This window comes from Streptosporangium nanhuense (genome assembly GCF_059358815.1).
Genome location: NZ_JCADBG010000012.1, coordinates 33,564 through 55,066, shown reverse-complemented (window position 1 = coordinate 55,066; position 21,503 = coordinate 33,564). Strand labels below are relative to the sequence as shown.

Annotated in this window: 23 protein-coding genes; 21 read left to right on the top strand and 2 right to left on the bottom strand. The window is 71.1% G+C overall.

Features of this window, described 5'->3' with window-relative positions:
* Positions 1-32 precede the first annotated feature (32 nt).
* The 16 genes from AC5L38_RS22985 (at position 33) to dprA (ending at position 13,805) form a co-directional block, all read left to right on the top strand.
* On the top strand, positions 33-446 hold the full coding sequence (locus tag AC5L38_RS22985) for a roadblock/LC7 domain-containing protein (RefSeq protein WP_326646986.1): 414 nt from the start codon (positions 33-35) through the stop codon (positions 444-446).
* Positions 447-470: 24 nt separating this feature from the next.
* On the top strand, positions 471-929 hold the full coding sequence (locus AC5L38_RS22980; protein ID WP_495244890.1) for a DUF742 domain-containing protein: 459 nt from the start codon (positions 471-473) through the stop codon (positions 927-929).
* Positions 930-942: 13 nt separating this feature from the next.
* On the top strand, positions 943-1,503 hold the full coding sequence (locus AC5L38_RS22975) for a GTP-binding protein (RefSeq protein ID WP_031158879.1): 561 nt from the start codon (positions 943-945) through the stop codon (positions 1,501-1,503).
* Between the two features lie 85 nt (positions 1,504-1,588).
* Positions 1,589-3,151: a signal recognition particle protein gene (gene ffh / locus AC5L38_RS22970; protein ID WP_495244889.1), complete on the top strand. Its 1,563-nt coding sequence runs from the start codon at positions 1,589-1,591 to the stop codon at positions 3,149-3,151.
* Between the two features lie 1,099 nt (positions 3,152-4,250).
* Positions 4,251-4,754, top strand: coding sequence for a 30S ribosomal protein S16 (rpsP, locus tag AC5L38_RS22965; protein ID WP_389922756.1), 504 nt, complete (start codon positions 4,251-4,253; stop codon positions 4,752-4,754).
* A 1-nt stretch (position 4,755) separates the two neighbouring features.
* Complete coding sequence (locus tag AC5L38_RS22960; RefSeq protein ID WP_329091253.1) at positions 4,756-4,998, top strand: RNA-binding protein; 243 nt, start codon at positions 4,756-4,758, stop codon at positions 4,996-4,998.
* A 104-nt stretch (positions 4,999-5,102) separates the two neighbouring features.
* Complete coding sequence (rimM, locus tag AC5L38_RS22955) at positions 5,103-5,627, top strand: ribosome maturation factor RimM (RefSeq protein WP_495244888.1); 525 nt, start codon at positions 5,103-5,105, stop codon at positions 5,625-5,627.
* 1 nt (position 5,628) lies between these two features.
* Positions 5,629-6,438, top strand: a complete 810-nt coding sequence (trmD, locus tag AC5L38_RS22950) for a tRNA (guanosine(37)-N1)-methyltransferase TrmD (RefSeq protein ID WP_495244887.1) — start codon at positions 5,629-5,631, stop codon at positions 6,436-6,438.
* Between the two features lie 190 nt (positions 6,439-6,628).
* On the top strand, positions 6,629-6,982 hold the full coding sequence (gene rplS / locus AC5L38_RS22945) for a 50S ribosomal protein L19 (RefSeq protein WP_344919323.1): 354 nt from the start codon (positions 6,629-6,631) through the stop codon (positions 6,980-6,982).
* Between the two features lie 156 nt (positions 6,983-7,138).
* Positions 7,139-8,005 carry a signal peptidase I gene (lepB, locus tag AC5L38_RS22940; RefSeq protein ID WP_495244886.1) on the top strand — a complete coding sequence of 289 codons (867 nt, stop codon included), beginning with the start codon at positions 7,139-7,141 and terminating at the stop codon, positions 8,003-8,005.
* A 9-nt stretch (positions 8,006-8,014) separates the two neighbouring features.
* Positions 8,015-8,629, top strand: coding sequence for a signal peptidase I (lepB, locus tag AC5L38_RS22935; protein ID WP_495244885.1), 615 nt, complete (start codon positions 8,015-8,017; stop codon positions 8,627-8,629).
* A gap of 94 nt (positions 8,630-8,723) precedes the next feature.
* Positions 8,724-9,380 carry a ribonuclease HII gene (locus AC5L38_RS22930; RefSeq protein ID WP_495244884.1) on the top strand — a complete coding sequence of 219 codons (657 nt, stop codon included), beginning with the start codon at positions 8,724-8,726 and terminating at the stop codon, positions 9,378-9,380.
* Between the two features lie 39 nt (positions 9,381-9,419).
* Positions 9,420-9,743, top strand: coding sequence for a DUF2469 domain-containing protein (locus AC5L38_RS22925; RefSeq protein WP_030511723.1), 324 nt, complete (start codon positions 9,420-9,422; stop codon positions 9,741-9,743).
* Between the two features lie 455 nt (positions 9,744-10,198).
* Complete coding sequence (locus AC5L38_RS22920) at positions 10,199-10,552, top strand: YraN family protein (RefSeq protein ID WP_495244883.1); 354 nt, start codon at positions 10,199-10,201, stop codon at positions 10,550-10,552.
* A gap of 68 nt (positions 10,553-10,620) precedes the next feature.
* On the top strand, positions 10,621-12,267 hold the full coding sequence (locus tag AC5L38_RS22915; protein ID WP_495244882.1) for a YifB family Mg chelatase-like AAA ATPase: 1,647 nt from the start codon (positions 10,621-10,623) through the stop codon (positions 12,265-12,267).
* Complete coding sequence (gene dprA / locus AC5L38_RS22910) at positions 12,264-13,805, top strand: DNA-processing protein DprA (RefSeq protein ID WP_495244881.1); 1,542 nt, start codon at positions 12,264-12,266, stop codon at positions 13,803-13,805. Before AC5L38_RS22915 ends, dprA begins: the two co-directional genes overlap by 4 nt.
* An 85-nt stretch (positions 13,806-13,890) precedes the next feature.
* Here the strand turns inward: dprA and AC5L38_RS22905 are convergent, their stop codons facing one another.
* Positions 13,891-14,661, bottom strand: coding sequence for a murein hydrolase activator EnvC family protein (locus AC5L38_RS22905; RefSeq protein ID WP_495244880.1), 771 nt, complete (start codon positions 14,659-14,661; stop codon positions 13,891-13,893).
* A 79-nt stretch (positions 14,662-14,740) separates the two neighbouring features.
* Between AC5L38_RS22905 and AC5L38_RS22900 the strand changes: the two genes are divergently transcribed.
* Entirely contained in the window at positions 14,741-16,093 is a 1,353-nt protein-coding gene (locus AC5L38_RS22900) for a CoA transferase (protein WP_495244879.1), read from the top strand.
* Positions 16,094-16,355: 262 nt separating this feature from the next.
* Here AC5L38_RS22900 and AC5L38_RS22895 read toward each other — a convergent pair whose 3' ends face one another.
* Positions 16,356-17,678, bottom strand: coding sequence for an MFS transporter (locus tag AC5L38_RS22895; RefSeq protein WP_495244878.1), 1,323 nt, complete (start codon positions 17,676-17,678; stop codon positions 16,356-16,358).
* Positions 17,679-17,796: 118 nt separating this feature from the next.
* Here AC5L38_RS22895 and AC5L38_RS22890 point away from each other — a divergent pair, with 118 nt between their 5' ends.
* From AC5L38_RS22890 to pyrH, 4 genes are all read left to right on the top strand, one after another.
* Positions 17,797-18,417: an ArsR/SmtB family transcription factor gene (locus AC5L38_RS22890; RefSeq protein WP_495244877.1), complete on the top strand. Its 621-nt coding sequence runs from the start codon at positions 17,797-17,799 to the stop codon at positions 18,415-18,417.
* A gap of 226 nt (positions 18,418-18,643) precedes the next feature.
* The gene (gene rpsB / locus AC5L38_RS22885) at positions 18,644-19,600 is read left to right on the top strand and encodes a 30S ribosomal protein S2 (RefSeq protein WP_495244876.1); all 957 of its coding nucleotides are present in this window, start codon (positions 18,644-18,646) and stop codon (positions 19,598-19,600) included.
* Between the two features lie 109 nt (positions 19,601-19,709).
* A complete protein-coding gene (tsf, locus tag AC5L38_RS22880) occupies positions 19,710-20,543 on the top strand; it encodes a translation elongation factor Ts (protein WP_495244875.1) in 834 nt (277 codons plus the stop codon).
* A gap of 50 nt (positions 20,544-20,593) precedes the next feature.
* Positions 20,594-21,361: a UMP kinase gene (gene pyrH / locus AC5L38_RS22875; RefSeq protein WP_386160956.1), complete on the top strand. Its 768-nt coding sequence runs from the start codon at positions 20,594-20,596 to the stop codon at positions 21,359-21,361.
* Positions 21,362-21,503 lie beyond the last annotated feature (142 nt).

Below are 21,503 nucleotides of genomic sequence, written 5' to 3'. Positions count from 1 at the left end.
ATGGTCGCCAAGGAGGATGACACGTGCGCGAAATGAGCCAGGCCGCCCGGGGGGTCAATTGGCTGATCACCGACTTTGTGAACAACGTCCCAGGTGTGGCGCACACGGTCGTCGTGTCGGCCGACGGTCTGCCGTTGGCGTACTCGGACGGATTTCCCAGGGACAGGGCGGACCAGCTGGCCGCGGTCGCGGCCGGCCTGATCAGCCTGACCCAGGGTGCCTCGCGGGTTTTCGAGGGCGGTGCGGTCACCCAGACCGTGGTGGAGATGCAGCGAGGGCTGCTCCTCATCATGTCCATCAGTGACGGTTCGTGCCTGGCGGTGCTGGCCGCCGCCGACTGTGACATGGGGCTGGTGGCCTACCAGATGACGATGCTCGTCGAGCGGGCGGGTCAGGTGCTGACCCCGGCAGTCCGCGCCGAACTGCAGTCTTCCCACTCACGGTGACGGCGATGACGCTAGGAGGCTGTCGTGGCAGGCCGCGGCTGGACCGGTGAGGGCGACCCGCACGGCGGGTTCCCCTATCAATCGATGGACGACCCCCACCGGCATCAGGGCGGTCCCTCCCATCTCATGCACTCGGCGCCGTCGGAGCAGAGCTCCCTCGTCCGTCCGTACGCCGTGACCGGGGGGCGCACCGCCCCCCGGACCCAACTCGCCCTGGAGGCCCTGGTCTCCTCGGCGACCTCCATACATCATGATTTATCCACCCGCACCCCGGAGTATCAGGGGATCAGTGCCCTGTGCCGGCAAGTGCGTTCGGTCGCTGAGATCTCCGCGATGCTCCGCATCCCGCTCGGCGTGACCAGGATCCTGGTGGCCGACATGGCCGCCGAGGGCCTGGTGCAGATCCACCAGCCGCAGCTGGACGCGGGCAAGCCGGATCTCAACCTGCTGGAAAGGGTGCTCAGTGGACTTCGCAGGCTCTAGCCGCGGCGGCGGCCTGACATCGACGAAAATCGTCGTCGCCGGGGGATTCGGTGTTGGCAAGACCACCTTCGTGGGGGCGGTGTCGGAGATTCTGCCGCTGACCACGGAGGCGGTGATGACCGATGCCAGCGCCGGGATCGACGATCTCGGCCTCACACCGAACAAGACCACCACCACGGTCGCCATGGACTTCGGCCGCGTCTCGCTGGACCGCGACCTGATCCTGTACCTGTTCGGTACGCCGGGTCAGCACCGGTTCTGGTTCATGTGGGACGACCTGGTCCGCGGCGCGATCGGCGCGATCGTGCTCGTCGACACCCGGCGGCTGGCCGACAGCTTCCCGGCGATCGACTACTTCGAGGAGGCCAAGCTGCCCTTCGTCGTCGCGGTCAACGGCTGGGACGGCACCTACCTCCACGGTGAGGAGGAGGTACGCGAGGCGCTGACACTGGCCCCGCACATCCCCATCTCCCGGACCGACGCCCGCTCGCGCGACGCGGTGAAGGCCACGCTCATCACGCTTGTGGAGCACGCGCTCACCATGCGGATGGCCGTCCCCGGCTGGGGTCGCTGACCGCTGGAGGGCGTCAGTCGCACCTCCCAGCGGATAGGCTGGGAGGTCGAGTCGCAGACCTGTAGCGCAGAGGCTGGCCAATCACGTGTTCGAGACGCTTTCCGACCGGCTGACATCGGTCTTCTCCTCCCTTCGATCCAAGGGTCGGCTGTCCGAGGCCGACATCGACGCGACCTGCCGCGAGATCCGCATCGCGCTGCTCGAGGCCGACGTCGCGCTGCCCGTGGTCAAGGCGTTCGTCGCCCAGGTCAAGGAACGCGCCCGCGGTGTCGAGGTCTCCCAGGCGCTGAACCCGGCGCAGCAGGTCGTGAAGATCGTCAACGACGAGCTCATCGAGATCCTCGGCGGCGAGACCCGGCGGCTTCGCTACGCGAAGAACCCGCCGACCGTCATCATGCTCGCGGGCCTGCAGGGCGCGGGCAAGACGACCCTGGCCGGCAAGCTGGCCCGCTGGCTGCGCGAGCAGAACCACACGCCGCTGCTGGTCGCCGCCGACCTCCAGCGGCCCAACGCCGTCCAGCAGCTCTCGGTCGTGGCCGAGCGCGCGGGCGTCGCGGTCTACGCGCCCGAGCCGGGCAACGGCGTTGGCGACCCGGTCGCCGTGGCCCGCCAGTCGATCGACCACGCCAAGCGGCAGCAGCACGACATCGTCATCATCGACACCGCCGGCCGCCTGGGCATCGACCAGGAGCTGATGAGGCAGGCCGCCGACATCCGCGACGCGGTCTCGCCCGACGAGGTCCTGTTCGTCGTCGACGCCATGATCGGCCAGGACGCCGTCTCCACGGCCCAGGCCTTCATGGAAGGCGTGGGCTTCGACGGCGTCGTGCTGACCAAGCTCGACGGCGACGCCCGCGGTGGCGCCGCCCTGTCGGTCCGCCACATCACCGGCCGGCCGATCATGTTCGCCTCCACCGGTGAGAAGCTCGAGGACTTCGACGCCTTCCACCCCGACCGGATGGCGTCCCGCATCCTCGACATGGGTGACATCCTCACCCTGATCGAGCAGGCGCAGAAGACCTTCGACGAGGCCGAGGCCGCCAAGATGGCGAGCAAGCTCACCTCGGGCGAGGGCTTCACCCTCGAGGACTTCCTCGAGCAGATGATGATGGTCCAGAAGATGGGCCCCATCAAGAACCTGCTGGGGATGATGCCCGGCATGGGGCAGATGCGCGAGCAGCTCAACCAGGTCGACGACCGCGACCTCGACCGCATCGCCGCGATCATCCGCTCGATGACCCCGGCCGAGCGCCACAACCCGAAGATGATCGACGGCTCCCGCCGGGCCCGCATCGCCAAAGGTTCCGGTGTGACGGTGACCGAGGTGAGCGGGCTGGTCACCCGCTTCTTCGACGCCCAGAAGATGATGAAGCGGATGGCCGGCGGCATGGGCATCCCCGGCATGCCGGGCGGTCGCAAGGGCGGCAAGGCCGCGCAGAAGAAGGCGGCCAAGGGGCGCAGGGTCAGCGGTGACCCGCGCAAGGCCGCGCTCGGCAAGGCCGCCTCCGACAGGACCGAGGAGCCCGCGGCCCCCGCGGGCGGCGGCCTCCTCGGCAAGCTGGGCGGCTCCCGGCAGCAGCTGCCGCCGGGCCTGGAACTGCCGCCCGGCTTCGACCCCTCGAAGTTCAAGCTTCCGGGACAGAAGTGAGCGACGATCGCTTCCACTCGCGCGCCAGGTGGATCTGGGTGATCATCGTCGGCGGTTTCATCCTCGTCGCCGTGCTCGAACTGCTCGGGGTACGCCCCAAGTAGCCCTCCCACGCCTCCCACCGGAGCCCGCCGCCTCGCGGCCCGTGCGCTGAGTACGGCGGAGACGGCGGAGACGGCGGAGACGGCGGAGACACGGACAGCGCGGGCGATCCCGGCGGGACCGGGATCGCCGGAGGTGCTGGCGCGGCCGGATCCCTCAGCGGGAGCGAGCCCCCGAGCGGGATCGGGATCACCGGTGAGACGGGCCTCTCCGGCCTCTGCCCACTTTCGTAGGGAAACGGCACCTCGGGTACGGCCTCCGGCATGACGGCGTCTCCCCGCCACGCGGGCGCCCCGGCGGGGGCCGGTGCCCCCGGCCGGACGGCCGTCCAGGGAAGAGCCGGGGACCGGGGCGCGGTGACCGTACCGGACCGTGCGGGGCCTTCCGGCGCGGCCGGCGCTCCGGGGGCTCCCCACGGGATCCGGGGGTCTTCGGGGCCCTGGCCGGTTCCTGGACTCCCGAGGGTTCCCGAGGCCCCGGCGCCGCCGTCCCCGGTGGTTTTCCCGAGGCTTTCGAAGATCTCCCCGAGGGTCCGCGCGGGGGTTTCCACGGAGGTTCCCGCGGAGGTCCTCCCGGAGGTCCCCGCAGGGGCTCCGGCGGGGGAGGAGATGGGGGCCGGGGACACGTCGGCCTGGCCGGCGGGGGTCGTCGCCCTGATGGCCAGTACCGCGCCCAGCACGGTGATGGATCCGGTCGCGGTCAGCAACAGGGATCTGAGGGTGGTTGCCACGGCGGCCATTTAGCGCACCAGGGCGGCCCGCCCGGGGGCCCGGACACACGGGGATTACCGAGATTTGCCCTCCGGCCGCCGTACCGGATGGCCGCGGGTTGGCGGGGCACCTCCGCGCGTCTGGCACAATGACATGTTGGAACATCGTGACACGTGGTTGCCCTCTCACTCCCGCGTGCCATGCCTGTCCCTCGAACGGTCCTCTCCTCGTGCCCCACTCGACGAGACGCCGCTCACCCACGCTCTAATGCAGGAGAGACCACACCAGTGGCAGTCAAGATCAAGCTCAAGCGGCTCGGTATGATCCGCAACCCGCAGTACCGCATCGTCATCGCCGACAGCCGCACCAAGCGTGACGGCCGGGCGATCGAGGAGATCGGCCTGTACCACCCGAAGGAGAACCCCTCGCGCATCGAGGTCGACTCCGACAGGGCGGCCTACTGGCTGGGTGTCGGCGCGCAGCCGACCGAGCCCGTGCTCAAGCTCCTCAAGCTCACCGGCGACTGGCAGAAGTTCAAGGGCGAGCCGGCTCCGGCTCCGCTCCTGGTCGCCGAGCCCAAGGCCGACCGTCACGCCGTCTACGAGGCCGCGGCCAAGGAGGCGCTCTCCCTGGAGGCCGCCACCACGCCGAAGAAGTCGACCCGCAAGGCGGCTCCCAAGGCTGAGGAGGCTCCCAAGGCCGACGAGGCACCCAAGGCCGAAGAGGCCGCCGCCGAGACCCCGGCTGAGCCCACCGCGGCCGCCGAGGAGAAGCCGGAAGGCGAGGCCTGAGGTGCTCGAGGAGGCCCTCGAGCACCTGGTGAAGGGCATCGTCGAGCATCCTGACGATGTCCAGGTTCACGCTCGCCGCATCCGCAGCGGGCGTGTGCTTGAGGTCCGGGTCCACCCCGAGGACCTCGGTAAGGTCATCGGCCGCGGCGGCCGTACGGCCAAGGCGCTTCGCACGGTCGTGAACGCCCTCGGCGACGGCAAGTACGTCCGGGTCGATCTCCTCGACCTGAACGAGGCCCGCTAGCCGGCGAGACGCGTCCATCGAGCGAACGGGCCACCCGCCCAGTGTGGGTGGCCCGTCTGCTTTTCCCAGACTTTCCCTAGACACCACTACGTGAGGAGGCGGGCGTGCAGCTCGTCGTAGGCCGGATCGGCCGCCCGCACGGGCTCCGCGGGGACGTGTCCGTGGAGGTGCGCACCGACGAGCCGGACCGGCGCTTCGCCCCGGGCACCGCCCTGGCCACCGACCCCGCGTCGGCGGGCCCGCTGGTCGTCGAGTCCCGCCGCTGGCACTCCGGGATCCTGCTGGTCAGGTTCGAGGGCGTGACCGGCCGAGACCAGGCCGAGGACCTCCGCGGCACCATGCTCGTCATCGACTCGGACGACATCCCGCCCCCCGACGACCCCGACGAGTTCTACGACCACCAGCTCATCGGCCTCACCGTGGTCAAGCCCGACGGAGAGACGGTCGGAGAGGTGTCCGACGTGCTCCACCACGGCCAGGACCTGCTCGTCGTACGGCGCGGCAAGCCCGGGGGCGCCGAGGTCTACGTGCCGTTCGTCAAGGCGCTGGTCCCCGAGGTCGATCTCGTCAAGGGCATCCTCGTCGTGGACGGCCCGGCCGGGCTGCTCGACCCGGACGAGATCGCCTGACATGCGCGTCGACGTCATCTCCATCTTCCCCGAGTACTTCGCCCCCCTCGACGTCTCCCTCATCGGCAAGGCCCGCGAGCGCGGCATCCTCGACGTCCGCCTCCACCAGCTCCGCGACCACGCCCACGACGTGCACCGCACCGTGGACGACACCCCCTACGGCGGCGGCCCCGGCATGGTCATGAAGCCGGGCCCCTGGGGGGAGGCCGTCGACGCGGTCCTCGCCTCCGGCCCGGACACCCCGCCGAGGATGATCGTCCCGACCCCCAGCGGCGTGCCCTTCACCCAGCGGCTGGCGATGGAGTACGCCGCCGAGCCGTGGCTGCTGTTCACCCCCGCCCGCTACGAGGGCATCGACTCCCGGGTGATGGCCGAGTACGGCGCCCGCATGCGCGTGGACGAGGTCAGCGTCGGCGACTACGTGCTCGCCGGGGGCGAGGTGGCGGTGCTGGTGATGATCGAGGCCGTCGGGCGGCTGCTGCCGGGCGTGCTCGGCAACGTCAACTCGGCCGTGGACGACTCCTTCGCGCCCGGCGCGATGGAGAACCTCCTTGAGGGCCCCGTCTACACCAAGCCGCCCGAGTGGCGGGGGCACGAGGTGCCGGAGGTCCTGCTCTCCGGGCACCACGGGAAGGTCGCCCGGTGGCGGCGGGACCAGGCGCTGCGCCGTACCGCCAGGAACAGGCCCGAGCTGCTGGCGGCGCTCGACCCGGAGAGCCTGGACAAGCACGACAGGCGGACCCTGGAGGAGCTGGACCTCCCCGAGGCGGGCCCCGCGGACCCCGGAGGTCCGGCCGTCCTGACCGGTTGATTTCCGGTCGGTCGGGAAAATATGGCAGACTGAAGCGTTGCCGCCGACCGAACGCCGGCTGGCGCGCGCCGCCGGGCAGGCGATCCCGGCTCCGAGACATAGTCCACTTCAGTACGCGTGTCCATCGCGACGCCGCCTCGTCGCGGCCGGATGGACCTCCGTGTGCGCTCGTAAATGAGGTTCCACTGCCATGCACACGCTGATCAGCGAGCTCGAGAAGTCCTCGCTCCGCACCGACGTCCCGGACTTCCGGCCCGGTGACACGCTTGAGGTCCACGTCAGGGTCATCGAGGGCAGCCGGTCCCGTGTCCAGGTCTTCAAGGGCTTCGTCCTGCGCCGCCAGGGTGGTGGCTCCCGCGAGACCTTCACCGTCCGCAAGGTCAGCTACAGCGTCGGCGTCGAGCGGACCTTCCCGGTGCACAGCCCGGTCATCGAGAAGATCACCCTCGTGACCCGTGGCGACGTCCGCCGCGCCAAGCTCTACTACATGCGTGACCTGCGCGGCAAGGCCGCTCGCATCCGCGAGAAGCGCGACGCCCGCTAGGCGCGCCGGTCTCCGCCGACCTGGCCCGTGCCCCCTTCTCCGGGGAGCGGGCCAGTCGCATGTAAGGAGGTTTGACCTCCTATGGCAATACGCATGGCTATGCGGTACCCCGTCACTCAACCACTTGGTACCGCCCATCATCTAGGCTCGTCAGCGATGACTAGCGAAGACCGGGAGTACGGCGCAGTCTCGCGTCGACCTGTCGAGGACGAGGTGGACGTGGTCGCCGAAGACACCCAGAAGAGCGCCGAGGACGGCAAGGGCAAGAAGAAGGGCTCCTTCTGGAAGGAGTTGCCCGTCCTGGTCGTCGTGGCGTTGGTGCTCGCCCTCATAATCAAGACCTTCGTGATCCAGGCGTTCTACATCCCGTCGGAGTCGATGGAGAACACCCTTCTCACGAACGACCGGGTCCTGGTCAACAAGCTCGTCTACCGCGTCCGCGACATCGAGCGCGGCGACGTGGTGGTCTTCTCCGGGGTCGACTCCTGGGACCCCGAGATCGACCTTGAGGAGCCGCCCAACCCGGTGGCGGGATTCTTCCGCTGGGTCGGCACCGCCTTCGGCGTGGTCCCCGGCGAGAAGGACTACATCAAGCGGGTCATCGGCGTCGCCGGCGACACCGTGAAGTGCTGTGACGCCCAGGGCCGGGTGACGGTCAACGGGGTCCCCCTCGACGAGGAGTACCTCTACCCCGGCGACGTGCCGTCCCAGAGCTTCTTCGAGGCCAAGGTCGGTGAGGGGCGCCTGTGGGTGATGGGCGACCACCGGCTGGTCTCCCTCGACTCCCGCTCGCACCTGGGTGACCCCGGTGGCGGGACGATCCCGGTGGACAAGGTGATCGGCCGGGCCTTCGTGATCGTGTGGCCGTTCTCCAGGGCCACGACCCTCCCCATCCCCGACACCTTCGGCCAGCCGGCCCTCAAGGCCGCCGCGGCCCTGGGAGGGGCCACCCCGCTCCTCGCGGGCTTCGCGGGCGCCGTACCACTGGTGCTGTGGCGTCGTCGTCGGCTCTCAAGGCGGTAACCGCATCCCATGACCGTTGACGAACCCGAGGCCGACAAGGCCGAGAAGAAAGAGAAGAGCGGCAAGGGCGGCAAGGGCGGTGGCCTGCGCGAGTCGCTGTTCCTGCTGGGGTGCGGGGTGGTGGTGGCGCTGCTGTTGCAGGCGTTCGTCTTCCAGTCGTTCTGGATCCCTTCGGAGTCGATGCAGGACACCCTTCTGGTGGGCGACCGGGTGGTCGTCAACAAGCTGCACGGTGACTCCGAGCGCGGTGACATCGTGGTTTTCAGGGGCTGGAACGACGAGGACACCATCAAGCGGGTGATCGCGGTCGGCGGTGACACGGTGAAGTGCTGCGACGCCAAGAAGCGAATCACGGTCAACGGGGTGCCGATCGAGGAGAGCTCCTACCTCTTCCCGGGCGACTTCCCGTCGGGGGATCCGTTCGAGAAGGTCGTTCCCGAGGGGCGGCTGTGGGTCATGGGCGATCACCGCACCGCCTCCGCCGACTCTCGTGCCCACGAGGAGCGGCTGGGAGAGGGCACGATTCCGGAGAGCGACGTCATCGGCCGCGCCGTCGCGATCTACTGGCCGTTCTCCAGGGCCGCGATCCTTTCGAGACCGGAGAGCTTCCTCAAGGTGAGATAGCGGTACCGAATGCCCCGGCGGGGGCGTACTCTCTGGGCATGGTCGCTCTGTCACCCGTGGTGCCATGACGGTTGCGTTTCGCCCCAGACCCAGTGTGGTCCGGCGGGATTCGGGACTGTACGGCTACGAGCGGGCTCTTGGCCGCCGCGGGCTCGGTCCCGTGGCGGGGGTCGACGAGGCGGGTCGTGGTGCCTGTGCCGGGCCGCTGGTGGTCGCCGCCGTGGTGCTGGGCGGCCGGATCGACGGCCTGGACGACTCCAAGCTGCTGACGGCCTCCCGGCGCGAGGAGCTGTTCGAGCGGATCACGGTGACCGCGGAGGCGGTGAGCGTGGTGGTGATCCCGCCGGGTGAGATCGACGCCCGAGGGCTCCACCGGTCCAACATCGGAGGAATGCGCAGGGCCGTGGCGCGGTTGACCTGTCACCCCGGCTACGTGCTGACCGACGGGTTCCCCGTTCCGGGCCTGCCCGCGCCGTCGCTGGGCGTCTGGAAGGGAGATCAGGTCGCGGCCTGCATCGCGGCGGCCTCGATCGTGGCCAAGGTGACGCGGGACGCGATGATGGTGGCGCTGCACGAACGCCATCCCCGGTACGGATTCGCCGTGCACAAGGGGTATGGCACCGCCGACCATCGCAGGGCTCTCAGAACCTACGGTCCGTGTCCGGATCACCGCTTCTCGTTCTCGACGGTGGCGCGGTCAGGAGCGGGCGAGGTGATGGGTGAGAATGAAGTGGGGGCCGGCGCCGTCTGATCGGGCGGGCCGGGGTGGGCGTTTAACAGGAGGACCGGTATGAGCGCAGAGGATCTCGAAAAGTACGAAACCGAGATGGAGCTGCAGCTTTACCGTGAGTACCGCGACGTTGTCGGCCTTTTCACCTATGTCGTGGAGACCGAGCGGCGCTTCTATCTCACCAATTCCGTCGATCTCGACGTGCGCACCGCCGAGAACGGTGACGTGTTCTTCGACGTGAAGATGCAGGACGCCTGGGTCTGGGACATGTACCGCCCGGCGAGGTTCGTCAAGAACGTCCGCGTGGTGACCTTCAAGGACGTGAACGTCGAGGAGCTCGCCAAGCCCGACCTGGAGATGCCCAAGGAGGGCTTCTCCTCCTGAGTCGATCGTTCTCGTGAGCGGCCTTCCCCGGCCGCCGCTCCTGTGCGGCTTTTCCCGGGTGGTTTCCCCCGGGCGGCTTCGAGGGGGCCCTCCACGGGGTCGGAGGGCCGGGGTGCTCCCGTTGCGCCGGGCCGGGTGCCCGAGGCCTCGTGACGCGGCTGAGCGGCGGGGAGACGTTGTCCGCGGACAGGGCCCGTACCGGGTGTCCACGGGCGGGCTTCGTGTCCGGCGTCCCGCGGGCCTCGTGCCTGGCGTCCTTTCGGCTTCGTGTCCGGCGTCCCGCAGGTGTCTCTCGTGCCAGGTGTCCCGCAGGTGTCATCGTGCCCGGCGTCCGGCAGGCCTCGTGCTCGGTGTCCACAGGCGGGTCTCGCGGCCGGACGGTTTTCCACAGAACCGCGTTCGGCTTCTCGGCGGGGCGGTGAGCTGAGCGAAGGTCTGGAACCGGAGGTGGTTCCATGGCCGCGAAAGACGAGCTCGGCAAGCACGGCGAGCAGATCGCCGTCGACTATCTGCTGGCACAGGGCCTGCAGATCCTTGATCGCAACTGGCGGTGCCCGGAAGGGGAGATCGACGTCGTCGCCCGGGAGGGGCGCACGCTCGTCGCGGTGGAGGTGAAAACCCGTTCGGGCCGCAGTCACGGCACCGCTTTCGAAGCGGTCACCGTCGCGAAGATCGCTCGACTGCACAGGCTCGCGACCGGTTGGCTCGCCGGGCGTCAGGAGCGGTTCGACGCGATCCGTGTCGACGTCGTCGCCCTGGAGCGGTTCGCCGGGGATTTCGTCGTCCGCCACGAGCGGGGGGTGTGCTGATGTCTCCCGGCCCGTCGGCGTCCCCCGGCCTGTCGTGGATCATTCGCTCCTCGCGGGAGGTGGGGTGAGTGGCCGTCGCACGCACGCGCTGCGTCGCCCTGGTCGGGGTGACCGGCCGTCTCGTCGAGGTCGAGGCCGACGTCGGCAGCGGTGTGGCGGGTCTCCATCTCATCGGCATGCTCGACACCGCGCTGAGCGAGGCCAGAGACCGGGTCCGCTCGGCCCTGGTCAACAGCCGCTACGCCTGGCCCGACGCCCGGATCACGGTCAGCCTGTTCCCCGCCAGCCTGCCCAAGCGCGGAAGCCTGTTCGACGTCGCCATCGCCATGGCCCTGCTCGCGGCGGCCGGGTTCGTGCCCGCCGCCAGGGTCGTCGAGCCGATCTTCCTGGGCGAGCTGGGCCTGGACGGCTCGGTCAGGCCTGTGCGGGGCGTGCTCCCCGCCGTGCTGGCGGCCGTCGCCGCCGGTGCCCGCACCGTCGTCGTCCCCGCCCGCAACGCCGCCGAGGCCGGCCTCGTGCCGGGGGTGACCGTGGTTCCCGCGACCACGCTGGGCGCGCTGGTGAGCTGGTTGCGGAGCGACGAACCGGCGGAAGGTCCCGGGCCGGACGCCGGAAGGGCCGGAGCCGTGGGGGCGCCGGGAGCCGGTGCGGGTGCCGAAGATCGCGGCTCGGGGGCCGCGGGCCCGTTCCCGCCGGGATTTCCCGGCGAGGCCGGTCCCGAAGACGCCCACGATGCCGGGGAGGGCCCGGACGGCGCTCCCGATCTGGGAGACGTCGCGGGACAGCCGCTCGCCCGTCGCGCGCTGGAGATCTGCGCCGCCGGAGGGCACAACCTCTGGATGCTCGGTCCTCCCGGCACCGGCAAGACCATGCTCGCCGAGCGGCTGCCCACCCTGCTCCCCGCTCTGGAGCGGGACCAGGCCCTGGAGGTGACCGCCATTTACTCGATCGCCGGTGTGCTGCCCAGGGATCGCCCGCTGCTGGTCCGCCCGCCGTTCGTGGCGCCCCACCACACCGCGACCGTCGCGTCCGTCATCGGCGGGGGCAGCGGGATGATCCGGCCGGGGGCGGTCTCACTGGCCCACCGGGGAGTGCTCTTCCTGGACGAGGCGCCCGAGTTCCCGACGACCGTCCTCGACGCGCTCAGGCAGCCGCTCGAATCGGGGCGGGTGACGGTCTCCAGGGCGCTGGGGTCGGTGACCTTCCCCGCCAGGTTCATGCTGGTTCTGGCGGCCAACAGGTGCCCGTGCGCGCGGCCCTCCACCCCGGACGACCCGTGCGCGTGCGCTCCCGCGGCCCGCCGCCGCTATCTCGCCAGGCTCTCCGGCCCGCTGCTCGACCGGGTGGACGTCAAGGTCGGCCTGTTCCGGTCGACCAGGCGCGAGCTGCTCGCCGACCGCCGGTTCATCGAGCCGAGCGCGGTGGTGGCCGAGCGGGTGCTGCTCGCGCGCGAGCGGGCCGCCAAGAGGTTCGCGAGCACGCCGTGGCGGTGCAACGCGGAGGTGCCCGCCCGGGCACTCCACTCCGAATACCGGCCGTCGCCCGCGGCGATGTCGCCGCTGCTCGGGCATCTCGACAGCGGACGGCTGAGTGCCCGGGGCCTCGACCGGATCCTCAAGCTGGCCTGGACTCTGGCCGATCTCGCGGGCAAGGACCGGCCGGAGCTCCGCGAGACCAACTCCGCGCTGGGGCTCTGGCTGGGGGAGGAACGATGAACGACAGGCTCGCGCGGCTCACCCTGATGCGCCTGGCCGAGCCGGGCGACACCGTGATGGGCGCTCTCGTCGCCCTGCGCGGCCCCGAGGCCGCCGTCGCCCTGGTCGAAAAGGGGGCCGCCGACGCGGATCTCATTCGATGGTTCGCCGACGCCCACGGCCGTCCGGCCGGAGATCCCGGCCGCCCTACCGGCGGCCCCGGCCCGTTGGCAGGAGGCTCCGGCGCGCGCGAGGCCGGCCCCGGCCCGCATGGCGAAGATCCTGGCGCGGGTGGCGAAGGCCCCGGCCGGCGTGGCGGGAGTCCGGAGCCGCCGGGCGGGAGACCCGGCCCGTCCGGCGACCGCTCTCCTTCGCGTACGGGCGGCCCTTCGCGTACGGGCGGCGGGGGCCGGTGCGAGGGGACACCGGAGCCGGGAGACGGCTTCTCCGGGGGCCGCCCTCTCCGGCATGAGGCCTCGGAGGCGGTGCGGCGCGGGAGACCAGGCGGGTCCGGCGGCCGGTCCGGAGAGGGCGACGGCTCCGAGGCCGCCCTGGACGAGCGGCTCGCGGCCAGGCTGGACCGGACGGTCGCCTCCTGGGTGGCCCGGTTGAGGACGGCCGACCCCGGGCGCGACCTGGCCGAGGGCGAGCGGATCGGGGCCAGGCTGGTGGTGCCCGGCGATCCGGAATGGCCGACCCAGCTGGACGACCTGGGAGACTCCCGGCCCTATGCCCTCTGGCTCCACGGCGACGCCGACCTGCGGTTCTCCTGTCTCAGGTCCGTCGCGGTCGTCGGTTCCCGGGCCGCCACGCCGTACGGCGCGCACGTGGCGGCGGAGCTCGGAGCGGGGCTGAGCGAGAAGGGCTGGGGTGTCGTCTCCGGGGGCGCCTACGGCGTCGACGGGGCCGCCCACCGGGGCGCCCTCGCCTGTGAGGGACCGACCGTCGCGGTGCTCGCCTGCGGCGCCGATGTCGCCTACCCCAGCGCGCACCAGCAGTTGTTCGCCGCGATCCGGGCGCAGGGGGTGCTGGTCAGCGAGTGCCCCATGGGTGCGCACCCGACCCGGCCCAGGTTCCTCATCAGAAACCGCGTCATCGCGGCCCTGTCCAGGAGCACCGTGGTCGTCGAGGCGGCCGTGCGCAGCGGAGCACTCAACACCGCCGGGCACGCGATCGCGCTCAACCGCCATCTGGCCGCCATACCCGGCCCGGTGACCTCGGAGTTCTCCGCGGGGTGCCACCGGCTGATCCGCCAGGGCAGGGCCGTCTGCGTCACCGGCCCCGAGGAGGTGATCGAGCTCGCCGGGGCGATGGGCACAGACCTGGCCCCCGAGCCACGCGGCCCGGTGCTTCCCCGCGACCGGCTCGACCCGGAGACCCGGAAGGTCGTCGAGGCCATGCCCACCCGGATCGGTGTGGGCCCCGCGACGATAGCCGTCGCCGCGGGCGTCGACCTGGAGACCGTGCTCTCCTGCCTCGGCGGTCTGGCGGCCGCGGGCTACGTCGAACGCGTGTCCCGAGGCTGGCGTCTCCGCCCCGACCGCCCTCCCGGCGGATAGCCCGCTCCCGGGCCACGAGGTCGGGGTGGGGCACAGGAGCGGGTCGCAAAGATGGAGAGGGCCGTGCGGGCGGAGGGGCGGCGGGTCATGGGACGGGCCGTGAGGTCGAGGGCGGAGCGGGCCACAGGGGGAGGAGGCGGACCTGGCCGTGGCCCAGGAGGAGCAGAGGGTCGAGGTAGGCGCGGTCGCGGAGCAGGCCCCAGTGCAGGCAGGCGGCAGGACAGTGGCCAGGGGCGTCCTGGAGGGTGCCGATCACCTCGCCGGTGGCGACCGCCTGCCCGCGCCGCACCGAGGGCTGGACGGGCAGGTAGGTCGTCCGCAGGCCACCGGGATGGAGCACGGTCACCACGCCGCGGTCCGCGAGCGGCCCGGCGTAGCCGACCGTTCCCGCTCCCGCGGCGCGCACCTCGGCTCCGGGAGACGCGGAGAGGTCGGCGCCCCGATGACCGGCCAGCCATGGCTGCGCCGGTGGCGCGAAGCCCCTGAGCACCCGTGGCCGCCCGGCGAGCGGCCATTTCCAGCGAGAGGAGGGAGCGGGCTCCGCAGCCGGACGCGTCGTCCTCACCGGGCCGTATGCACCAGCGTGGGCGAACACGGGGGCGGACATGGGGGCGGACACGGGGGTGGTCGCGGGAGCCGTCACACCGGGCGCGCTGTGCGCGCTGGGGGCACTGGGGGCGCTGGGGGCGCTGGGGGTGTTGTGCGCGCCGGGGGTGCTGCCGGGGGCGATGTGTACGCGGCCGGTCACGGCGGTCGGGTGCGGGAGGGCGGTGGCGTGGTGGGCGCCCGCCGCCGGTGCGGACAGGATCAGTGAGCCCAGCAGGGCTCGCAGCCTCACGGTGTGTACGGACCTCATGCCTGTGAGCATGAAGACCCTTGACGGGTGAGGGATGGGCCGAATGGGATTCTGTGGACAGGCGGCAGGGGAGGGTCACATGGTCGAGGAGCGTGTTCGCGAGCTGGGCGCGGAGGTGGGCGTCGAGTTGCCGCCGGTCCGGGTGAGCGGGGACGATCCGGTGCTGCCCTCCGTCTTCCGGGTGGGCACCGCCGCCGCCGTCGCCGTCGGGGCCGCCACCGCGGCGGCCGCGGCGCTCAGGGGAGGCGGGAGCGAGGCCGCGGTGGACGTGCGGGAGGCGGCGATCGCCTTCCTGGACGAGCGCCGCCTCAGGATCGACGGGGTCGCCGTGGATCCGTGGGCTCCCCTCTCCGGGGACTACCGCACCTCGGACGGCTGGGTCCGGCTGCACTGCAACTTCGACCATCACCGTGACGCGGCCCTCGCGGCGCTGGGACTGCCCGCCGGTACGGGCAGGGAGGCCGTCGAACGCGCCTGCGCGGGGCGTGCCGCCGTCGAGGTGGAGGAGGCGGTGACGAGCGCGGGAGGATGCGCGGCGGCCATGCGCGACCGCGCCGGATGGCGTGAGCACCCGCAGTCCCGGGCGGTCGCCGCGTCGCCGCTCGTCCACCTGACCCGGATCGGCGATCCCGGCGGCCCGAGGGCCGCTGCTTCGAGAGGCGGGGGAGGGCGGGTGCTCGACGGGGTGCGGGTGCTCGACCTGACCAGGGTGATCGCCGGGCCGGTGGCGACCCGCACGCTGGCCGCCCACGGGGCCCAGGTGCTCAGGGTGGGCGCACGGCACCTTCCCGAGGTGCCGGGGCTGGTGGTCGGCACCGCGTTCGGCAAGCGGTCCTGCCTGCTCGACCTGAGGACTCCGGCCGGGAGCGCCGCGCTGCGCGACCTGGTGGCGGAGGCCGACGTGCTCGTGCAGTCCTACCGGCCGGGTGCCCTCGAAGCACTGGGGTTCGGTCCCCGGAGACTGGCCGGGATCAGGCCCGGAATCGTGTGCGTCGACATCTCGGCGTACGGGACGGAGGGGCCGTGGGCGGGCCGGCGCGGGTTCGACAGCCTGGTGCAGATGGTGTCCGGTATCGCCCACGAAGGTGGCGACGGGTCGCGGCCGCGCCCGCTGCCCGCCCAGGTCCTCGACCACGCCACCGGCCACCTGGCGGCCTTCGGCGCGATGGCCGCCCTGCTCCGCCGCGCCGCCGAGGGGGGATCCTGGCGGGTCGAGCTCTCCCTGGCCAGGACCGCGCTATGGCTGGACGGCCTCGGCCGGGTCGACGGAGCGGCCACACCGGAGCCCGACGTCACCGGCATGATCGAGGAGATGGACAGCGCCTTCGGCCGCCTGACCCACCTCCGGCCGCCCGGCACCGTCGACGGTGTGTCACCGTACTGGTCGAGCCCGCCTCCCGAGCGGGACGAACACCCGCCCTTATGGTGGTGAGGCTCTTCCACGACCCCTCCCCGAGGGGTTCACGGGAATCCCCGAGTGCCTCCCGTGCCACCTCCCTGAGTGCCTCCCGCGAATCCCCGAGTGCCTCCCGTGCCACCTCCCTGAGTGCCTCCCGCGAATCCCCGAGTGCCTCCCGGGCATTCCCGAGTGCCTCCTCCCGCGAACGGCCTCGCCGTGGGCACACCCCTGGTCCTGGTGCGGGCTCACCTGTCGTGCGGGTGTGCCCGTGCGGGCAGGAGTGGCCCGTACGGGGTCATGGGGTCGGGGCGGCCTCGTCACCGGCGGAGGCAGGGGCAGGAGCAGCGACAGGGACAGGGCCAGGGACAGGGACAGGGACAGAGGAGTGGCGCAGGGGGGAGAGCCAGATCCACACGATCGTGGTCAGGACCCCGGCCGCGGAGATCCAGAACACCGGGCGCAGCCCGAGCAGCTCGCCCGCCAGGCCGCCCGCGAGACCGCCGAGGGTGAGAACCCCCTGGACCATGAACGACTGCGTGGCGTTGACCCGGCCGCGTAGCTCGGCGGGGGTCTCGCGCAGGGTGATGGCACCCATGCAGACGGCGAAGGCCACGACGGCCACCCCGGAGGTCACCGCGCTGACGGCCAGGAGCAGGAAGCTGCGCCACACCGGCCCCGAGGCGAGCGCGGCGACCACGAAGTCGACGGGGAAGAGCAGCACGGAGCAGACCAGCACGCGGTTCTCGCCGAACCTCCGGGTCAGGCGCGAGACGGCGGCCGCGCCGAGCAGGCCGCCGACGCCGAAGAAGGCGGTGATGGCGCCGACCAGCCCCGCGGGCAGGCCGACCACGGTGAGCGCGTAGATCACAAACAGCGCCATGTACACGCTGCCGAAGAAGTTGATCGTGACCCCGGCGGCGCAGAGCGCGCGGAGCACCGGATGCCGGGCCACCGTGCCCAGGCCCTCGCGGATCTCGGTCCACATGCCGCGCGGAACGGCGGGCGTGTGGCTCTCCGGCGCCTTGATCGATCTGATCAGGAACGCCGAGGCCAGGAACGACACCGCGTCGACCAGGAGCGCGAACGGGGCCGTGATCAGATGGACGAGCAGTCCGGCCAGGCCCGGTCCCGCGACGGTCGCCACCGAGAAGGCCGACTGGAAGCCCGCGAGCGCCTCGGTCCGCTGGCTCTCGTGGATCACCGTGGCCAGGTGCGGGAAGTTGACCGCCCGGAAGATCATCGTGCAGGTGCCGACGACGAACGCCACCGCGATCAGCCACGGCACGCTGAGCACCCCGGTGATCCAGGCCGCCGGGATCGTGGCCATGGCGACGGCCGAGACGGTGTCGCAGGCGACCATGACCGGCCGGTGCCGCCTCAGCCGGTCGGCGAAGGCCCCCGCCTGGAGCCCGATCAGCAGGTAGGGCAGCGAGGTAGCGGCGGTGAGCACGCCCATCTGGACCGGGGAGGCGCCGAGCAGGACGGCGGCGGTCAGCGGCACCGCGAGCCGGGAGACCTCGGTGCCGGTCTCGGTGACGGCGCGGGCGGAGAGCAGGAGCAGGTAGTCACGCTGCCTCCTGAGGGGCACCGGCTCGATCGCGGAGGACCCGGACGTCATAGGGATCGGCACCTCTCCGCCTTCCGGCAATTCTGAAGGGAATGCTTCATAACTGTGAAGATAACCCTTCACAGTTATGAAGGCAATGCTTCATATGTGGAGTGGGTACGGTCTGCACATGACCGAGGTACCGAGGCGCAAGTCCCTCACCGACCCCACGGCGATGCGCGCGCTGGCGCACCCCGCGCGGCTCGCGATCCTGAACCGGCTCCAGGCCGAGGGGCCCTGCACCGCGACCGAGGTCGCCGAGGTCGTCGGGGTCACGCCCAGCGCGGCCAGCTACCACCTGCGCATGCTCGCCAAGTACGGCTTCGTCGAGGACGCGCCCGCGCGCGACGACGGCCGCGGTGACGGCAGGGAGCGCCTGTGGCGCCCCAGTGCCGGCGGGTTCAGCGTCAGCCCCGAGCCCGACGACGGCCCGGACGTGCGCAGCGCCAAGGAATTCCTGATCAAGGCGTTCCGGGAGCAGGCGGCCGACGAGGCGAGCAGGGCGCTGGAGGGCCTTGAGCGGGAGTCACGCGAGTGGCGCGAGGCCGCGATGTTCAACCGCGCCATCCTGCTGGTCGACGCCGACGAGCTGAAGGTGCTGAACGAGCGGATCGACGAGCTGCTCGCCCCCTACAAGACCACCGTGAGGGACCGGGAGGACGCCCCGCCCGGGGCCAGGGTCTCCGAGGCACAGGTCAGCCTCTTCCCCCGCGCCCGGCGCAGGCCGCACGGCCTTCCACGCGACGGGTAAAGGCAGCCTGACGCCCGAAGGTCGGGAAGAGGCGCGGTTGCGGGTACACTTTTGGAGGCCTGTGAGTCATGGGCCGACTTCGCATGCCCCGTCAAGAACCGGGGTCCCTCGGTCCGGGCGAGAGCCCGGCTGGATCCTGTTCGGGGCATCAGGGCGACAGCCGCAGGCTGTCGCGTCCAACCGAGAACAGCGCCCAGAGATGGGCGCCCCGATCTGGAGGACATCAATGTCCACCCCCGTCGTCACCATGCGACAGCTGCTGGAAAGCGGCGTGCACTTCGGCCACCAGACCCGTCGCTGGAACCCGAAGATGAAGCGCTTCATCTTCACCGAGCGCAACGGCATCTACATCATCGACCTCCAGAAGTCGCTGGCCTTCATCGACAGGGCCTACGACTTCGTCAAGGAGACCGTCGCGCACGGCGGCACGATCATGTTCATCGGCACGAAGAAGCAGGCCCAGGAGGCCATCGCCGAGCAGGCCGCCCGCGTCGGCATGCCGTACGTCAACCAGCGCTGGCTGGGTGGCATGCTCACCAACTTCTCCACCGTGCACAAGAGGCTCCAGCGCCTGAAGGAGCTGGAGGAGCTCGACTTCGACAACGTGGCCGCCTCGGGGCTCACGAAGAAGGAGCTCCTCATGCGCCGCCGCGAGAAGGAGAAGCTCGAGCGCACCCTCGGCGGCATCCGGGACATGTCCCGGATCCCCAGCGCCGTGTGGGTCGTCGACACCAAGAAGGAGCACATCGGGATCAGCGAGGCTCGCAAGCTTCACATCCCGGTCGTCGCCATCCTCGACACCAACTGCGACCCCGACGAGGTCGACTACCCGATCCCGGGTAACGACGACGCCATCCGCGCCGTCGGCCTGCTGACCCGCGTCGTCGCCGACGCCGTCGCCGCCGGTCTCATGGCCCGCGCCGGCGCCAACCGCGGCGACGACAAGCCGGCCGTCGCCGGTGGCGCCGAGCCGCTGGCCGAGTGGGAGCAGGAGCTGCTCGCGGGCGGCGCCGACAGCGCCCCGGCCGCCGAGGCGACCGAGACCGAGGCCGCGGAGGCCCCTGCCGAGGCCCCCGCCGAGGCCGAGGTCACGGAGACCGAGACCGCGGAGGCTCCGGCCGAGGCGACGGACGCTCCCGCCGCCGAGGACGAGACCGCCGAGAAGACCGAGAAGCAGGCCTAGGTCACTTCCGTACGGCCCCGGCCGTACGACCCGCAAGACCCTTCCGGGTGGGTGCCGCTCAGTCGGGGGCACCCACCCGATCCACGACGATTCCCACGAGGAAAAGACAATGGCTTCCGTGAACATGGCCGACGTCAAGCGGCTTCGTGAGCTGACCGCCGCCGGCATGATGGACTGCAAGAAGGCTCTCGAGTCCTCTGAGGGCGACTTCGACCGCGCGGTCGAGATCCTCCGCCTCAAGGGCGCCAAGGACGTCGGCAAGCGTGAGGCCCGCACCGCCTCCAACGGCCTGGTCGCCCTGAAGCAGGACGGCGAGTCCGCCGCCGCGCTGCTGGAGCTCAACTGCGAGACCGACTTCGTCGCCAAGGGCGAGCGTTTCCAGGAGCTCGCGGCCCAGGTGGTCGACCACATCCTGGCCACCAAGCCGTCCGACGTGCCCTCGCTGCTCGACTCCGAGCTCGACGGCAAGAGCGTCAAGGCGCACCTCGACGAGGCCAACGCCGCGCTCGGTGAGAAGATCGAGATCCGCAGGTTCGCGGTGCTCGAGGGCGGCTTCATCGGCGCCTACATGCACAAGACCGACCCCCAGCTTCCCCCGGCGGTCGGCGTGCTCGTGCAGCTCGACTCCTCGAACGCCGACGTCGCCAAGGACATCGCGCAGCACGCCGCCGCGATGGCGCCGAAGTACCTCAGCCCCGCCGAGGTCCCGGCCGACGTCATCGAGAAGGAGCGCGCGCTCTTCGAGGAGATGACCCGCGAGGAGGGCAAGCCCGAGGCCGCCGTCGGCAAGATCGTCGATGGCCGGATCAACGGCTGGTACAAGGACTTCACCCTCCTTGAGCAGTCCTTCGTCAAGGACAACAAGAAGTCGGTCGCGAAGTTCGCGGACGAGAATGGTGTCAAGGTCCAGGCTTTCGTCCGTTTCAAGGTCGGCCAGGCCTAATCCCTGACATCCGCTCTTCAAGCAGAGCACCAAACGAGGAGGCCGCCGCCGTGCAGGAGAATCCAGGACCCGCTACGCCGGCGGTTTCTTCGTACTCGGACCCGCTTCGCTGGAAGCGGGTGATGTTGAAGCTGTCCGGTGAGGCGTTCGCCGGAGGCGAGCCGCTGGGCATCGACCCGGGCGTCGTGGGCCATCTCGCCGACTCGATCGCCGAGGCCGTCCGCGGTGGCGTGCAGGTGTCGGTCGTGGTGGGCGGCGGCAACATGTTCCGGGGCGCCGCCCTGTCCGAGCGCGGCATGGACCGCGCGAGGGCCGACTACATGGGCATGCTCGGCACGGTCATCAACTGCCTGGCCCTCCAGGACTTCCTGGAGAAGCGGGGCATCGACACCCGGGTCCAGACGGCGATCACCATGCAGCAGGTCGCCGAGCCGTTCCTGCCCCGCCGCGCCATCCGCCACCTGGAGAAGGGCCGCGTGGTCATCTTCGGGGCGGGGCTCGGCTCGCCGTTCTTCTCCACCGACACCTGCGCCGCGCAGCGAGCGCTGGAGATCGGTGCGGAGGCGCTGCTCAAGGGCACCCAGGTGGACGGCGTCTACGACGCCGACCCCCGCAAGAACCCCGATGCCGTCCGGTTCGATCATCTCGAATACGGTGAGGTGCTGACCAGGGGCCTCGGAGTCATGGACGCCACCGCCATCAGCCTGTGCATGGACAACAGCCTGCCCATCGTGGTCTTCGACCTCATGGGCGAGGGCAACATCCTGCGGGCGGTACGCGGTGAGAAGATCGGCACACTGGTGAGCCCGGCACGATGACCGGGCCGGCCACGGTGACCAGGCCGGAGGGTGACCGGCCGGCTCGGTGACAGGGCCGAGACGGCAACGGGAGCGAACCCGACGCAGCGAGTGGAGTGGTACGCGAGGTATGAGCGTCCCGCGAAGCGAGTGAGGAGTGGTG

Excerpts from the sequence above, each read along its gene's own strand:
- AC5L38_RS22985 (WP_326646986.1), top strand. The coding sequence starts at position 33 with ATGAGCCAGGCCGCCCGGGGGGTCAATTGGCTGATCACCGACTTTGTG.
- trmD (WP_495244887.1), top strand. The coding sequence starts at position 5,629 with ATGCGCGTCGACGTCATCTCCATCTTCCCCGAGTACTTCGCCCCCCTC.
- rplS (WP_344919323.1), top strand. The coding sequence starts at position 6,629 with ATGCACACGCTGATCAGCGAGCTCGAGAAGTCCTCGCTCCGCACCGAC.
- lepB (WP_495244886.1), top strand. The coding sequence starts at position 7,139 with ATGACTAGCGAAGACCGGGAGTACGGCGCAGTCTCGCGTCGACCTGTC.
- lepB (WP_495244885.1), top strand. The coding sequence starts at position 8,015 with ATGACCGTTGACGAACCCGAGGCCGACAAGGCCGAGAAGAAAGAGAAG.
- AC5L38_RS22925 (WP_030511723.1), top strand. The coding sequence starts at position 9,420 with ATGAGCGCAGAGGATCTCGAAAAGTACGAAACCGAGATGGAGCTGCAG.
- AC5L38_RS22920 (WP_495244883.1), top strand. The coding sequence starts at position 10,199 with ATGGCCGCGAAAGACGAGCTCGGCAAGCACGGCGAGCAGATCGCCGTC.
- dprA (WP_495244881.1), top strand. The coding sequence starts at position 12,264 with ATGAACGACAGGCTCGCGCGGCTCACCCTGATGCGCCTGGCCGAGCCG.
- AC5L38_RS22905 (WP_495244880.1), bottom strand. The coding sequence starts at position 14,661 with ATGAGGTCCGTACACACCGTGAGGCTGCGAGCCCTGCTGGGCTCACTG.
- AC5L38_RS22900 (WP_495244879.1), top strand. The coding sequence starts at position 14,741 with ATGGTCGAGGAGCGTGTTCGCGAGCTGGGCGCGGAGGTGGGCGTCGAG.
- AC5L38_RS22895 (WP_495244878.1), bottom strand. The coding sequence starts at position 17,678 with ATGACGTCCGGGTCCTCCGCGATCGAGCCGGTGCCCCTCAGGAGGCAG.
- AC5L38_RS22890 (WP_495244877.1), top strand. The coding sequence starts at position 17,797 with ATGACCGAGGTACCGAGGCGCAAGTCCCTCACCGACCCCACGGCGATG.
- rpsB (WP_495244876.1), top strand. The coding sequence starts at position 18,644 with ATGTCCACCCCCGTCGTCACCATGCGACAGCTGCTGGAAAGCGGCGTG.
- tsf (WP_495244875.1), top strand. The coding sequence starts at position 19,710 with ATGGCTTCCGTGAACATGGCCGACGTCAAGCGGCTTCGTGAGCTGACC.